This is a genomic window from Sorangium sp. So ce281, from assembly GCF_051527395.1.
Lineage (GTDB): Bacteria > Myxococcota_A > Polyangia > Polyangiales > Polyangiaceae > Sorangium > Sorangium cellulosum_B.
This window is the reverse complement of the sequence record NZ_CP150322.1, coordinates 920,464-934,222: the sequence shown is the minus strand read 5'-3', so window position 1 is coordinate 934,222 and position 13,759 is coordinate 920,464. Positions and strand designations below refer to the sequence as shown.

Below are 13,759 nucleotides of genomic sequence, written 5' to 3'. Positions count from 1 at the left end.
TAAACGGCCAGACGTCCGTGTGGACGCCCACGACCAGGGAGGTCGCCCCGCTCCCCGTCTTCCCGCCGGCACGTCCAAACGACGAAGGGCGACCCTCAGGCCGCCCTTCGTGAAATCCCAGATGAACTGAGTCGGGGCGAGAGGATTTGAACCTCCGACTCCTCGGTCCCGAACCGAGTGCGCTACCAGGCTGCGCTACGCCCCGTTCGCTGCCTCAAGAGCAACGCCCGCTGAACAGCGGGCGCGCAACATCGCCAAGAGCGAGCCTCTTGTCAAGACGAAATGATCAGGGCTCCACGGCCGCACCGCGGGCGCGCACGGCGTCCCCGGGAGCGCCCGCGCGCCGTAGGACAGCCAGATGACAAAAAGCGGCAAGAATTCGCTCACTTCGGGGCCGTCCCCGGCGCCCCGGACGTTTCACGAAGCCAAGAATCGTGGGAGCGCAAGAAAAATGTCCCGTCCTGACTTGCTCAGCCCGTGTTAAAGTGTCACTGGAATCCCGATGTTGCCGAAAGGAAGCAGAGAGCGAGGCGCCTGGTGCGCCGGTGAGAGCCTCGCACCCTGCTCGCGCAACTTGAGCAGGGGACCGCACGGGCGGCCCCTTCCAGAACGGACCAGGGCGACCGGCCGGCTCCGGCGGTCGTGACGTGAGAGGAGGAACAGGTGGCAATTGAGCTTCCCGCTGTACGCATTCTGATCGTCGACGACGACCGCGCGATCTGTGACTACATGCAGACGCTTCTCGAGCGCGACGGGTACCAGGTCAAGACGCTGGGCGACCCCACGACCGTGGAGGAAGAGGTGCGCACGGGCGGCTACCACCTCATCATCCTCGACCTGATGATGCCGAAGCTCGACGGCATCGAGGTGCTCAAGCGCATCCGCAAGGTCGACAACGACATCGCCGTCGTCATCTTCACCGGCTTCCCCAACCTCGAGAGCGCCGTCGCGTCTATGAAGCTCGACGCGGTCGACTACATCAAGAAGCCGTTCAACGTGGACGAGTTCCGCGAGGTGCTCGCCCGCGTCATGCGCAAGAAGGGCCTCGCGCGCACGCCCGAGGAGCAGCTCCACCGCGTCATCGGCGACACGATCAGGAACCTCCGCAAGGACAAGGACCTCACGCTGAAGCAGATGGCGCGCCGCACGGGGCTCAGCGTGTCGCTGCTGTCGCAGATCGAGCGCGCCGAGTCGTCGGCGTCCATCTCGTCGCTCTACAAGATCGCGGTCGCGCTCGAGTCGCGCATCCAGGACCTCTTCGGCCACTACTGATCCGCTCGCCGAGCGGCGACGCCTGGCCCGCCGCGCGCGCAGCGTGGACGCGCGCGCGCCCGGGCCGGCGCCGGCTCAGCGCCGCGCGCCGCGCTCGATCGCCGCGTCGAGCTCGTCGGGCGCGAGGCCGGCGATCTCCTCCACCCGCGCGCCCGCTCTGTCGAAGACGATCACGTACGGCAGCCTCGAGACCTGCTTCAGGTACCGCCGGGCGAGCGGGCTGTCCCAGTCGACGATGTCGAGCTTGCGGTACGCGACGTCCTTGCGGGCCGCGAGCACCGTGACCATGTGCGCGTCCAGCTTGCGGCAGGGCAGGCACCAGGCCGCCACGAAGTCGATGACCGTGACCTTGCCGGGGACGATCTGGGCGCCGAGGTCGGGGATGTCCGCGCCGCCGTCCTCGATCGTCCGGGCGTCCGCGCCCTCGGGGAACGTCGCCCAGCCGAGGTACTGCCCCTGGCCGGCGCCGAGCACCGCCTCGAACCCCTCGTCGGCGGCGAGCCGCTTCACGGTCCCCGCGACGTCGAACGACCGCGAGGCGGTGACGGAGATCTCGGCGCGGCGCCTGTCGAAGGCGGCCGAATAGACGCCCGGGCGCTCGCGGAGATCCGCGACGAGCTCGGCGCCGCACGCCTCGCAGTCGATCTTCCGCAGCGAGACGACCGTGGTGCTCGCGCCCTCCGGGACGGGCTGCGCGCCGCCGCAGGCAGCCGCCGCCAAGCTGCCAAAGGCGACCATCCAGCCGCCGCAAGCAGCCATCCAGCCGCCGCAGGCAGTCAAACCGAGGGCCGAGGAGAGGGCGTTCGCGCTTCGCACCGCGTCCTTCCAGGTACCTTGCCCGCCTTCGCCGCACGATGCAACGTCGTGTAGGCTGGGCCGCGATGAGCTCCGTCGTGACCCGTACCCTGCCGGCCGATCACGTCACGCCGGTCCGCGCCTACGCCGCGCTCCGCGCCCAGTCGCCGGGCCGGTCGTCGTTCATGCTCGAGTCCGCCCTGCCCGGCGAGCGCTGGGGCCGCTACGCGATCCTCGGCTACAGGGCGCGCGCCGAGACCCTCCTCCCGAGCGGGTTCGACCCGTTCGCGACGCTCGCGGACGGGCTCGCGCACGCCTCGGCGCGAGAGGCGCCGGACGCACAGGACACGGCGCGCGACCTGGCGGCCCGCGTCTGTCAGGCCTGGGTCGGCTTCCTCGCCTACGATGCGGTGCACCTGCTCCTGGGCGTCGAGCCGTGGCCCGACGAGGCCTACCTGGGACGGGTCATGAAGGACGCGACCGTCGTCGTGTTCGACAGCGTGGCGCAGACCATGACGATCGCCGGCCAGTCGCAGGGCGCCGTGAGCCGATGCGCCTGGGAGCTGTCGCACGGGCCAGAGCAGATGAGCCTCCCCGCGCTCGATCCGCAGGCGCTGCCAGAGCACGTCGAGACGCCGGTGGCCGACGAGGACTTCGCCGCGAAGGTGGCCGCCGCGCACGGCCGCGTCGCGGCCGGCGAGGCGAAGGAGGTCGTGCTCGCCCGCAGGTTCCGAGCCCCGCTGCGCGGCGCGGATCCGTTCGACGTGTACCGGGCGCTGCGGGTGCTCGCGCCGTCGGCCCACCTCTACTTCCTCGACTTCGCGGAGTCGCCGTTCGCGCCGAGGCTCACCGTGGCAGGCGCGTCGGGCGAGACGCTCGTCCGCGTCGAGCGCGCTCCGTCGGCGGGGCCGAGCGCGGGCGACGCGTCGCCCGTCGAGGCGCTGCGCGCCGCCTTCGCGCGCGGCAGCGCGGTCGGCGCGCCGGCGGCGCGCGCGAGCGGCGTCAGCCGCCGCCTCGAGGTCGGCCCGCGCCACATCTACGGCGGCTCGGTCGGGTACTTCGGGCCCGAGGGCGCGGAGATGGCGCACACGCTCGGCGCCGTCTGGGTCGAGTCGGGGTACTTCGAGACGATGACCGGCGCGCGCATCGGGGACGGGAGCGACCCGCGCGCGGCGTCGGAACGGACGCGCGGCGACGCGCGCGCGGCGCTGTCGGCGATCCGCGCGGCGCAGGAGGCGCGCAAGGCGAGCGACGCGGCCGCGGAGAAGAGGGCCGCAGACGAGAAGGCCGCAGGCGAGTAAGGCCGCAGACGAGTAAGGCCGCAGACGAGTAAGGCCGCGGACGAGAAGGCCGCAGACGACGACGCGGTCCGGAGCGCGTAGCGCGCAGCGCTCAGTCGCGCAGCTGGTTCTGGCGCGCGCGCGCGCCCGTGGGGGCGGCCCCCGTGGCGGTGCCTGGCCGCGCGAGGCGCGACGAAGCGGTGGCCTGGGGCGCGGTCGCCGCCGCGCGGGCGCCGCTCGGAGCAGGCTCGGGAGGCGCCGGCCGAGCCGGCGGCGAGGCGATCGCCTCGCGCGCGGCGGCGCGCGCCGCCCGCGCCTTGCCGGCGGCGAGCACCGCCGTGAGCACGGCCGCCCTGGCGCCGGTCGCGGCCATCGCAGGCCTCGGGCGCTCGGGCCGCGTGAGCGTCACGAACGTCGCGACGCCCATCAGCGCGACGAGGCCGGCGGGGAGGAGCCAGCCCAGGCGCGCGGGCGACGCGAGGCCGCGCGGCACGCCGGCGCTCTCCGCGCCGAGCAGCGTGTCCGGCGGCGTCGTGCGGCTCGCGGGCGGCGGCTCGGAGCCGGCCTCCGGCTGCACGACGGCGCGAGGGGCCGCCGCGCTCCCCTGCGCGAACGCCGCGACCGGCGCCCGCACCGAGGCGACCCCGGAAGCGCGCGGCGACAGGGGTGGGCGCTGGAGACCCGAGGAGGGCGGCGGCGCGTGCTCCGCGATGCGAGCGAGCGACGACACCATCTCCTCCACCGAGCGGAAGCGCCGGGCCCGGTCGCGCGCGAACGCCTTCTCGAAGAAGCCGTCCAGAGCGGCAGGCAGCCTCGGCGCGAGCCGCGTCGCGAGGGGCACCGGCGCGAGCAGGATCTTCGAGGCGACGACGCTGGCGACGTCGCCGGGGAACGGGAGGTGACCGGTCACCGCGCGAAACAGGATCGCGGCCAGCGACCAGAGATCGGTCTGCGCGTCGAGGGTCCGCTCCGCCCGGATCTGTTCCGGGCTGAGGTAGTGGAGCGCGCCCGCGCTGATCTCCGCCGCGATCTCGCCGACGAGCCGGGGCGCGAGCGCCCTCGGGAGGCCGAAGTCGAGCACCTTCACGACCTCCTCGTCGCCCTCCAGCGCGAGGAAGAGGCTCTCCGGCCGGAGGCCCTGGTGAAGGAGGCCCGCCGCGTGGGCGGCCTGCAGGGCGTCGCCGGCCTGCGCCGCGACGCGCGCGGTCTCGTCCAGCGAGAGCCGGCCGCGCCGGACGAGGCGCGCCGCGAGATCCTCGCCGGAGAGCAGGTCCATCGCCAGGTAGACCACGCCGTCCTCGGTGCCGTGATCGCGCACGCTCACGACGTGCCGCGACGAGAGCTCGGCGGCGGCGCGGACCCAGCGGTCGAGCCAGAGGATCTCCCCCGTGGCGCCGGCGTCGGGGTCGAAGAGCTTCAGGGCGACGCGAACGCCCAGCCGGAGCTCGCGCGCGGCCCAGACAGAGCCGCGGTCGCGCGCGATCCGTGCGAACGGACGCGCGAGCTGCCTCTCCAGCAGATACTTCCCCCCAACGATGGTGCCCGGTGAGATATCCATGGGTTACCTGAGCCTCCTCCCCCACCGTAAAGTTGCACATACGCCATGCGGCGCAATTTGGCGTTGCGGATCGCCGCGCGGTTTGCCTGTGCGACCGTGCGGGCGGCGGGAGCGTTCGCACCGCACGCCGCATGCGGGAAGGGGCGAGTCGTGTCGCGGAGCACTAAGGAGCCCGTCCCGGTTGGGGCGGACCGAACCCGGCCCTAGGGCTCCGAGGGCCGCGGATCCGGCGAAAACCGGAGCGGTGCGACGAAGCGCAGGTCGCCGCCCTCCGGCGCCGGGAACGTGAGCGCTCGCGCGCGCCGGAGCACGCAGCGGGTGAGCCGTTCGTCCGGGAAGCGCGACTCGGCCTCGAAGGCCTCGTCGACGGCGCCGCTGTCGGTCACGTGGAAGCGGATCGCGAGGCGGCCCCAGAGCGCCGGCGCGCCCGCGAGGGCCTCTTCGTAGCAGCTACGCCACGCGGGCAAGGCCTCGGCCAGGGCCGCGGAGATCGCGTCCGGCTGGAGCTCGCCCGGGCCAGGAGCGAGGACGGACGGCGGAGGCTCGACCGGCTCGTCGCCCGGATAGACCTGCAGCGTGGCCACGACCGTCGAGCCGGCCTTGGCCCTGGGGAGCGGGAGCGACCGCGCGCGCGCGGCGAGGCACGAGACGACGTCCGGCGCGGAGAGCGTGGACGAGGTGGCGCGCGCCCTCGTGACCTTGCCGGCGCGGCTCACCGTGAGCCGCACCGTGGTCTTGCCGTGCAGCGTCGGGTCCCGGTACGCGCGCAGGCGGTAGCACGAGTAGACGTGGATCCAGAGGTGCCGCCGGGCGATGCGCTGCACCTCGCTCGCCTTGAGCGGACCCTTCACGTGGTCGATGTCCACGATGATCCTCGGCAGCGGGTGCCCCTCGGCCGGAGGCGGCGGCGCGGGGGGATCCCCCCTGCCCCCGGCGTTCCAGCGACGCTGCTCCGCCGCCTCGGCCTGACCGCGAGGGACGAGGTGGCGGCCGAGCTTGTAGGGCGGATCGATCGCGATCGAGGGCCCCTGCGAGGCGCCGCGCGCGTCGCCCTCGACGGCCGCCGCGGACGGGTCCCCGAGGGAGGCGCCCGGCGCCGCAGGCGAGGCCGCCGGAGGCGCGGCCGGGGCGCGCGGCTCGGCGGAGGAGGCGGCCGGCGCGAGGGCGTCCACCCGCCTGGGCGGACCGGCGGCCGGAGCGAAGAGGCCGGCGGCGCGCGGGGCCGGGCGCGGCGGCGCCGGCGAGGCGCACGCGGCGAGCGCGAGGGCCACGGCGAGGAGCGGACCGCGCGCGCGGCCCGCGCCGCGCCGGGAGGCCGCGCTCAGAACCGGAGATCGCCGCGCGGCGCCTCCACCTTGCCGTCGAGCGCGTCGATCGCCTTCGCGACCTCGGGGTCGTCGACGGTGGGGACGTGCACCACGAACTTCACGTAGAGATCCCCGGGCTCCTTCGACTTGCGGGCGATGCCCTTGCCGCGCAGCCGCATCACCTGGCCGGTCTGGGTGTGCGCCGGGATCTTGAGCGTCACCTCGCCGTCGGGCGTGGGGACGCGGATCTTCTCGCCCCGGTAGGCTTCTCCCAGGGTGACGGGGACGTCGAGGTGGAGGTCGTCGCCCTCGCGCTTGAAGAACGGGTGCGGCGTGACGTGGATGTTGAGCAGCAGATCGCCGGGCTCGCCGCCGCCCATGCCCGGCGCGCCCTGGCCGCGGATGCGCAGGCGGCTGCCCTCGGCGGCCCCGGGCGGGACGCGCACCGTGACCGGCTCGGGATCGCCCTCGCGCTGGAGCTGGAGCGTCGTGCCGCGCACCGCCGACACGAAATCGATGGTGAGGTTCTGCTCGATGTCGCCGCCGCGGCCGCGCGCCGGCTGCGGGCGGCGGCCCGCGCCGGCGCCGGCGCGGCCACGGCCAAAGAGGTCGCCGAGGATGTCGCTGAGATCGCCCCCGCCGGGGGCGTTGCCGAAGATCTCCTGGACGTCGAAGCCGCCGGGGCCGCGGCCCCCGCCGCCGGCCCGCGCGTTCGCGTAGCGGCGGTAGGCGCGGGCGCGCTCGGGATCGAAGTTCTGCGAGAGGCTCTCCTCGCCGAACTCGTCGTAGAGCGCGCGCTTCGTCTTGTCGCTCAGCACCTCGTGAGCCTGGTTGATCTCCTTGAACCTCTGCTCGTTGGCCTTCCCCGGGCTCTTGTCCGGGTGGTACTTCATCGCGAGCTTGCGGAACGCCTTCTTGATGCTGTCCTCGTCCGCGTCGCGCGAGACGCCGAGCACGGAGTAGAGATCACGAGCCATGGTCGTCCGTCATCGTTCTGGTCCGCGGGAGGTGCGAGGCGCGCGGACCGCTGCGGGCCTTCATCGGGCCGAAACCTAGATCTGCCGCCGGTCCTCGTCCACTGGGCGCAGCCGCCTGCGCGAGCGCCAGCGGTGGAACGCGCGCGGCGCGGCGCGCCTCAGGCGCTCACCCGGAATGTCGTACCGGTGGGAGAGTCGGCAACCTCGATGCCGTCGCGCTCGAGCTCCTTCCGGAGGGCGTCGCCCCGCGCGAAGTCCTTCGCGGCGCGCGCCGCGGCGCGCTCGGCGAGCTTCGCCTCGATCGCCTGCCGGGTCGTGCCGAGGAGCCCGAGGCGCTGCTCCTGCGTGCGGGCCTGGTAGACCGGAGACGGCGTCTGCAGCAGGCCGAGGGCGTCGAGCGAGGACCGCAGGGCCGCGTGGAGGCGGCGCGCGAGCGGCGGGGCGGCGCGGGCGACGTCCTGGTCCTTCCCCCGCCGCTGGGCGGCGTCGGCGAGCTCGTTGGCGGCCTTGGCGACCTCGGCGATGATCGAGAGCACGACGGGGGTGTTGAGGTCGTCGTCGAGCGCGGCGGCGGCGCGGCCCGGCGCGCCGTCCGCGAGCGCGGCGAGCGCCGCGAACCCCTTCGGGAGCCGCGCCGGCAGCTCCGGCGCTTCCCCCTCGCCGGCGGCGGGCGGGCCGGCGAGCGCGGAGAGCGCGGACAGTCGATCGAGCGTCGCGTACAGGTAGTCGACGCGGCGCTCGGCCTCGACCACGCCGGGGAACACGACCCGGCCGTCGTCGCGCTTGTGGGTGTCGAACTCGAGCGGGCCCCGGTAGTGGACCGTGAGCAGGAAGTAGCGGAGCGCCTCCGGGTCGTTGCGCGCGTAGACGTCGCGGAGCTTGACGAAGTTGCCGAGCGACTTCGCCATCTTCTCCTTGTCGACGTTGACGAAGCCGTTGTGGATCCAGATCGAGGCGAGCGGCGCGTCGTCCGGGTGGGCGGCCTCGCTCTGGGCGATCTCGTTCTCGTGATGGGGAAAGACGAGATCCATGCCGCCGCAGTGGACGTCGAAGCCGGCCCCGAGGTAGCGGCACGCCATGGCAGAGCACTCGATGTGCCACCCGGGGCGCCCCTTGCCCCACGGGCTGTCCCAGCCCCACCCGCCGGGGGCGACCCCCTTCCAGAGCGCGAAGTCGAGCGGATCGCGCTTGTCCTCGCACGGACCGACGCGCGCGCCGACCCGCAGCTCGTCGAGGTTGCGCTTCGAGAGCTTGCCGTAGGAGGGGAAGCTGCGAACGGAGTAATACACGTCGCGAACGTCGCCGGGCCGCTCGACGACATAGGCCGCGCCTCGCTCGATCAGCCGCTCGACGAGGGCGATGACCTCCGGGATGTGCTCCGAGACCTTCGGCTCGACGTCGGGCGCCAGACAGCCGAGGGCGGCGACGTCCTCCTGGTACAGGCGAGCCATCCGCGCCGACAGGTCCATGGGCGGCTCGCCGGACTCGGCCGACCGCTGGAGGATCTTGTCGTCGACGTCCGTGACGTTTCGAACGTAGACGACGCGGAGGCCGCGCGCCCTCAGGTGGCGGACGAGGATATCCGGGGCGAGCGCGGCGCGGCCGTGCCCCACGTGCGCGACGTCGTAGGTCGTCGGGCCGCAGCAGTACATGCGGACCTCGCCAGGCCGCCGTGGGGCGAGCGGGGCGAGCTTCTGGGTCAGCGTGTCGTGGAGGCGCAGGGCGGGCATCGGCCGGGGGTCTATCAAGGCGGGCGGATGCTGTCACGGGCCCGCGTGCTTAAGGTGATCCCGATGCTGCCCCTCCGTGACCAACTGCCCACCCGAAGGACGCCGATCGTCAACTACCTGCTGATCGCGCTCAACCTCCTCGGCTTCTTCTGGATGCGATCGCTGATCACGGCCGGGTTCCCGCCCGACCGGCTGCTCTCGGCGTGGGGCCTCGTCCCCCGGCAGTTCCTGGAAGCGCCGGGCGACGCGTGGTGGACGGTCTTCAGCAGCATGTTCCTGCACGATCCGACGGGGTGGGCCCACCTCGGCGGGAACATGCTGTTCCTCTGGATCTTCGGCGACAACGTCGAAGACGCGCTGGGCAGGGCCCGCTACGCGGCGTTCTATGTGCTGTCCGGGATCGCCGCCGCGGGCGCGCAGATCGTCATCGATCCCGGCTCGATGATCCCCATGGTGGGCGCCTCGGGCGCGATCTCGGGCGTGCTGGCCGCGTACGCGTCGCTCTACCCGCGATCGCCGATCACGGTGCTGAACCCGATCTTCCTCCTGTGGTTCATCTTCGGGCTGTTCCTGGAGTTCCCGGCGTGGCTGGTCATCCTCGCGTACTTCGTGGTGAACCTGCTGAACGGGCTCGGCTCCATCGGCGGCGTGAGCGGCGGCGGCGTGGCGTTCTTCGCGCACCTCGGGGGGTTCGTCGCCGGGCTCTTCCTCGTCCGCGCCTTCATGACAGGGCGCGACCGGCGCGAGCACGAGCGCTGGCAGCACTTTCGCCCGTCCCCCCGGCGCCCCGCTGCGCGCCGCGTACGGGGCGCCGCGCCGTGGGACGCGCCGCGGCGGCGAGACTCCTGGTGACGGAGAGGCGGGGTCAGGAGCGACTCGAGGTGCGGCGTTCCGTACGCGGCGCGCGGCGAAAAGGCCGGTGGGATCCGAAGGATCTCGCCGGAACGGCCAGGCGGCTCGCGGTTCGCCCAGGATGCAAAAGCGTGATAGCGTCGGCCCGCAGCGATGCGACGACCCCTTCGAAGGCGCCTCACCGCCGCGGGTTCTGCGGCCGAGGCAGCGCACCCCCGAGCCTGGCTGCTCGCCGTCGCGATCGCGCTCGCCGGCTGCGGAGGGTCGTCGTTCGACGGAACGGTCTACCGCGGCACGGACGTGGCGTTCCGCGTGCCCCCGGCGCCGGCGAGCTGGAAGCGGCTCGAGGTGTCGGACGCGGCGGTGGCGTACCGCGACGACGCGAACGGGGCGACCATCGCCCTCAACGGGCGCTGCCGGAACGAGGAGGACATCCCGCTCGTCTCGCTGACCAACCACCTCTTCCTGCACTTCACCGAGCGCGAGGCGCTGAAGCAGGAGGTCGTGCCGTTCGACGGCCGCGAGGCGATGCACACCGTCATGTCGGCGAAGCTCGACGGGGTGCCGAAGGTGTTCGACATCTGGGTGCTCAAGAAGAACGGCTGCGTGTACGACATGCTCCTCATCGCCGATCCCGCCGGCTACGCCGCCAGCGAGCCGGCGTTCACGCGGATGGTCCGCGGCTTCTCGACCCTGCGCACCGATGACCGATGACGACTGATCGCAAACGGCGCGTGGCGGCGCCGCCGCCCGCCTCGAACGGCCCGCCGGCCGCCTCCTCCGGCGGGGGCTCCACCAGCGTGCCCCCGCAGAGCCCGCAGCCGAACAGCGTGCCCCCGCAGAGCCTGGCGCCGAACAGCCTGCCCCCTCCGCCGCTCCCCCCGCCCCTCGCCCGGCTCAACGAGAGCGCGGTCGGGTTCGTCGAGCACCTCGGGCAGTTCGGGCGGATGACCTGGGGGGCGCTCAGGTCGATATTCGAGCGGCCGCTCGAGATCCGCTCGACCCTCTATCAGATGGAGGCGCTCGGCGTCCGCTCGGCCGCCATCGCGTCGGTGACGGCGCTCTTCGTCGGGATGGTCATGGCGGTGCAGTTCGCCATCGGCCTGCAGAAGTTCGGCGGCATGGAGTACACCGGCCGCATCATCGGCCTGTCGTTCTCGCGCGAGCTGGCGCCGACGCTGACGGCGGTGATCGTCGGCGGCCGCATCGGCGCCGGCATCGCGGCCGAGGTCGGGTCGATGGCCGTCACCGAGCAGATCGACGCGATCCGCGCCCTCGGCGCCAGCCCGCTGAAGAAGCTCGTCTTGCCGCGGCTGCTCGCGAGCGTCGTGGTGATGCCCGTGCTCGGCGCGTTCGCGCTCGTGCTGGGCTTCGGCGGGGCGATGCTGGTCTGCGCGACCGAGTTCGGCATCCCCGCCGGCTTCTTCCTCCGGACGGCGCTCGGCTCGGTCACGTTCATGGATTACTTCAGCGGGATGTACAAGACGCCCTTCTTCGGAGCGATCATCGCGCTCGTCGGGTGCCACTTCGGGCTGATCACGCGGGGCGGAACGGAGGGCGTCGGCCAGGCGACCACGCGCACGGTGGTGGTGACGTCCATCACCATCCTGATCGCCGACTTCTTCCTGACCAAGATGTCCATCCTGCTCTTCCCGACCCGGTGAGCAGGGGCGGTCCGGGAGGCGCCCAGATGCCGCCGCCGACGTCGCAGCGAACGCTGGCCGGGCTCCTGCCGGTGCTGCTGTCCGGGGTGCCGTTCGTGGTGCCGTTCGTGGTGCCGTTCGTGGTGCCGTTCGTGGTGCCGTTCGTGGTGACCGCGTGCCAGGGGGACGCCGGGAGGGAGGGCGGGGTCGCGGAGGCGAGCGACGGCGGCGCCGCGCTCCCGGAGGGTGCGCCGGCGCCGCGGCGGCCGACGCGGCACTACCACCTCCGCCGGACGGACGACGGGTGCGAGATCTTCTGGATCGACGGGGATCTCGTCTCCGCGTCCCAGGCGGTCGTGTGCCCGGCCGACCTCGAGGTGGGCGAGCGCCTCCGCCTGACCGGCAAGACTTGCCTCCGCGAGTCGGCGCAGACCCCCGCGCGCGCCGTGCCCGTCGTCTGCCCGCTGCCGCTCATGAACATGGAGAAGGCGGACAGGGTGCCGCCCGACGCCGGCGCGCCGCCCGACGCCGGCAAGCGAGACGGCGGGTAAGCGACGGGCAAGCGACGGGCAAGCGACGGGCAAGCGACGGGCAAGACGCGGGGCCATCGAGGGCACAAGCGCGCAGCCGGCCACGTCCCTGGAGCATCGTAGTCCGGGGGGTAGCGTCATGCGACACGCGGATACCGTCGTGATCGGATCGGGCGCCGGCGGGCTCACCGCGGCGCTCGCGCTGGCGCGCGCGGGACAGAAGGTGCTCGTCGTCGAGCAGCACTACCTGCCCGGTGGGTGGACACACAGCTTCTCGTTGAACGGGTACCTGTTCAGCCCGGGAGTCCATTATATCGGCGGGCTCGGCCCGGGGGGCGCCGTGCGGCGGCTCTACGAGGGGCTCGGGCTCTCGGGAGATCTCGAGTTCTGCGAGCTCAACCCGGACGGGCTCGATCACCTGATCATCGGCGACGAGCGGCTCGACGTGCCCAAGGGCCTCGATCGGCTCATCGCCCGGCTCACGGCGCGGTTCCCGCACGAGGCCGCGGGGATAACGCGGTACTTCCGTGTCCTGCGAGCGGTCAACGACGATCTCGGGCGGCTCGAGGCGATGCTCGAGTTCCCGAGGGTGCTGCTCGCGCCGTTCAAGGCGCCGAGCCTCGTGCGCTGGGGCCTCCGCACCCAGGAGGATCTGCTGGACGCGACGATCCGCGATCCCCTGCTGCGCGCGTTCCTGTCGGCGCAGGGGGGCGATCACGGGCTGTCGCCGTCGCGCGTGGCGCTGCCGGTCCACGCGGGCATCGTCTGCCACTACATGGATGGCGGGTACTACCCGCGCGGGGGCGCGAAGCGCATCCCGCTCGCGATGATCAGGGCCCTTCGCCGGCTCGGCGGGCAGGTGCGGACGCGCGCGCGGGTGAAGCGGATCCTCGTCGAGCGAGGGAGAGCGGCCGGCGTCGAGCTGGAAGGGGGAGAGGTCCTGCGCGCGGCGAGCGTCGTCTCGAACGCGGACCCGGCGATCACCTATGGAGAGCTGCTGCCGCCCGAGCTGACCGCCCGGGAGCGCCGCAAGGTCCAGCGGATGGAGTACTCGGTCAGCCTGCTCAGCGTGTTCTGCGCGGTGGACATGGACCTCCGGTCGATGGGTTACGACTCGGGCAACTACTGGTGGTACCGCGGGCAGGACGTGGGGCGCCTCTACGAGCGCATGGAGCACCAGCTGCCGTGCGGGGCGGTGGACGGGCTGTTCCTGACCATCACGACGCTGAAGGACCCGGGCCACCCGACCCGGGGCAACCACCACACGATCGAGATGTTCACGTTCGTGCCCCACGGCCCCTTCACGCGCTGGGAAAAGACCCGCACGGGCGAGCGAGGGGCGCACTACGAGGCGTTCAAGGAGTCGATCGGAGATCAGATGATCGCGGCGGCGGAGAACGTCATCCCGGGCATCTCGCGCGCGCTCGTGTTCCGCTCGGTGGCGACGCCGCTGACCAACGACTTCTACTGCGCCACGTACCGCGGCGCCGCCTACGGCACCGCCAAGACGAGGTGGCAGCTCGGCCCGCTGTCGTTCTCCATCGGGACGAGGATCCCGGGGCTGTACCAGTGCGGGGCCAGCACGCTGAGCCACGGGGTGGCAGGCGCCGCGATGTCGGGCCTCATGGCCGCGCAGCGGATCACGGGCGCGGCGCGCGCGGAGGATCTGCTCGGGCCGGCCGACGGCTCGCTGCGGACCTACCCCGCCGATCGGCCGGAGGAGTGGCTGCACGAGCGGAGGATGGCGAGCGCGGCGGCGCAGGCGGACACGGGCGACGAGGTGCCCGAGTGGACGTGAGGGGACGTGAGCCGCGC

At 73.0% G+C, this 13,759-nt stretch carries 12 protein-coding genes and 1 tRNA gene; 7 read left to right on the top strand and 6 right to left on the bottom strand.

Annotation, left to right across the window (positions count from 1 at the left end; all coding sequences use genetic code 11):
• Positions 1 to 131: 131 nt before the first annotated feature.
• A tRNA-Pro gene (locus WMF27_RS03460) sits at positions 132 to 205 on the bottom strand.
• Between the two features lie 458 nt (positions 206 to 663).
• On the opposite strand from WMF27_RS03460, the gene WMF27_RS03455 reads away from it, so the two are divergent.
• Complete coding sequence (locus WMF27_RS03455; RefSeq protein WP_012233257.1) at positions 664 to 1,272, top strand: response regulator; 609 nt, start codon at positions 664 to 666, stop codon at positions 1,270 to 1,272.
• Between the two features lie 75 nt (positions 1,273 to 1,347).
• Here the strand turns inward: WMF27_RS03455 and WMF27_RS03450 are convergent, their stop codons facing one another.
• Positions 1,348 to 2,088 (bottom strand): TlpA family protein disulfide reductase, encoded by a 741-nt coding sequence (locus tag WMF27_RS03450; protein WP_437761682.1) that lies wholly within the window; start codon positions 2,086 to 2,088, stop codon positions 1,348 to 1,350.
• A gap of 77 nt (positions 2,089 to 2,165) precedes the next feature.
• Between WMF27_RS03450 and WMF27_RS03445 the strand changes: the two genes are divergently transcribed.
• The gene (locus WMF27_RS03445) at positions 2,166 to 3,368 is read left to right on the top strand and encodes a chorismate-binding protein (RefSeq protein ID WP_437761683.1); all 1,203 of its coding nucleotides are present in this window, start codon (positions 2,166 to 2,168) and stop codon (positions 3,366 to 3,368) included.
• Between the two features lie 91 nt (positions 3,369 to 3,459).
• On the opposite strand, the gene WMF27_RS03440 is transcribed toward WMF27_RS03445, so the two are convergent.
• The 4 genes from WMF27_RS03440 to cysS form a co-directional block, all read right to left on the bottom strand.
• Entirely contained in the window at positions 3,460 to 4,905 is a 1,446-nt protein-coding gene (locus tag WMF27_RS03440; protein ID WP_437761684.1) for a protein kinase domain-containing protein, read from the bottom strand.
• A 203-nt stretch (positions 4,906 to 5,108) separates the two neighbouring features.
• On the bottom strand, positions 5,109 to 6,176 hold the full coding sequence (locus WMF27_RS03435; RefSeq protein WP_437761685.1) for an AgmX/PglI C-terminal domain-containing protein: 1,068 nt from the start codon (positions 6,174 to 6,176) through the stop codon (positions 5,109 to 5,111).
• Between the two features lie 50 nt (positions 6,177 to 6,226).
• Positions 6,227 to 7,189 carry a DnaJ C-terminal domain-containing protein gene (locus WMF27_RS03430; RefSeq protein ID WP_437761686.1) on the bottom strand — a complete coding sequence of 321 codons (963 nt, stop codon included), beginning with the start codon at positions 7,187 to 7,189 and terminating at the stop codon, positions 6,227 to 6,229.
• Positions 7,190 to 7,347: 158 nt separating this feature from the next.
• Positions 7,348 to 8,919, bottom strand: coding sequence for a cysteine--tRNA ligase (gene cysS / locus WMF27_RS03425; RefSeq protein WP_437761687.1), 1,572 nt, complete (start codon positions 8,917 to 8,919; stop codon positions 7,348 to 7,350).
• Between the two features lie 63 nt (positions 8,920 to 8,982).
• Between cysS and WMF27_RS03420 the strand changes: the two genes are divergently transcribed.
• The 5 genes from WMF27_RS03420 to WMF27_RS03400 all read left to right on the top strand — a co-directional run bounded on the left by WMF27_RS03420 (position 8,983) and on the right by WMF27_RS03400 (position 13,742).
• Complete coding sequence (locus WMF27_RS03420) at positions 8,983 to 9,771, top strand: rhomboid family intramembrane serine protease (RefSeq protein WP_437761688.1); 789 nt, start codon at positions 8,983 to 8,985, stop codon at positions 9,769 to 9,771.
• Between the two features lie 153 nt (positions 9,772 to 9,924).
• The gene (locus WMF27_RS03415) at positions 9,925 to 10,485 is read left to right on the top strand and encodes a hypothetical protein (protein ID WP_437761689.1); all 561 of its coding nucleotides are present in this window, start codon (positions 9,925 to 9,927) and stop codon (positions 10,483 to 10,485) included.
• Complete coding sequence (locus tag WMF27_RS03410; RefSeq protein ID WP_437761690.1) at positions 10,482 to 11,435, top strand: MlaE family ABC transporter permease; 954 nt, start codon at positions 10,482 to 10,484, stop codon at positions 11,433 to 11,435. The genes WMF27_RS03415 and WMF27_RS03410 overlap by 4 nt, the downstream gene beginning before the upstream one ends.
• Before the next feature lie 26 nt (positions 11,436 to 11,461).
• On the top strand, positions 11,462 to 11,965 hold the full coding sequence (locus tag WMF27_RS03405) for a hypothetical protein (RefSeq protein ID WP_437761691.1): 504 nt from the start codon (positions 11,462 to 11,464) through the stop codon (positions 11,963 to 11,965).
• Positions 11,966 to 12,083: 118 nt separating this feature from the next.
• Positions 12,084 to 13,742 carry a phytoene desaturase family protein gene (locus tag WMF27_RS03400; RefSeq protein WP_437761692.1) on the top strand — a complete coding sequence of 553 codons (1,659 nt, stop codon included), beginning with the start codon at positions 12,084 to 12,086 and terminating at the stop codon, positions 13,740 to 13,742.
• Positions 13,743 to 13,759 lie beyond the last annotated feature (17 nt).

Coding starts and splice junctions, on each gene's coding strand:
- WMF27_RS03405 (WP_437761691.1), top strand. CDS start 11,462: ATGCCGCCGCCGACGTCGCAGCGAACGCTGGCCGGGCTCCTGCCGGTG.
- WMF27_RS03420 (WP_437761688.1), top strand. CDS start 8,983: ATGCTGCCCCTCCGTGACCAACTGCCCACCCGAAGGACGCCGATCGTC.
- WMF27_RS03415 (WP_437761689.1), top strand. CDS start 9,925: ATGCGACGACCCCTTCGAAGGCGCCTCACCGCCGCGGGTTCTGCGGCC.
- WMF27_RS03410 (WP_437761690.1), top strand. CDS start 10,482: ATGACGACTGATCGCAAACGGCGCGTGGCGGCGCCGCCGCCCGCCTCG.
- WMF27_RS03400 (WP_437761692.1), top strand. CDS start 12,084: ATGCGACACGCGGATACCGTCGTGATCGGATCGGGCGCCGGCGGGCTC.
- cysS (WP_437761687.1), bottom strand. CDS start 8,919: ATGCCCGCCCTGCGCCTCCACGACACGCTGACCCAGAAGCTCGCCCCG.
- WMF27_RS03440 (WP_437761684.1), bottom strand. CDS start 4,905: ATGGATATCTCACCGGGCACCATCGTTGGGGGGAAGTATCTGCTGGAG.
- WMF27_RS03430 (WP_437761686.1), bottom strand. CDS start 7,189: ATGGCTCGTGATCTCTACTCCGTGCTCGGCGTCTCGCGCGACGCGGAC.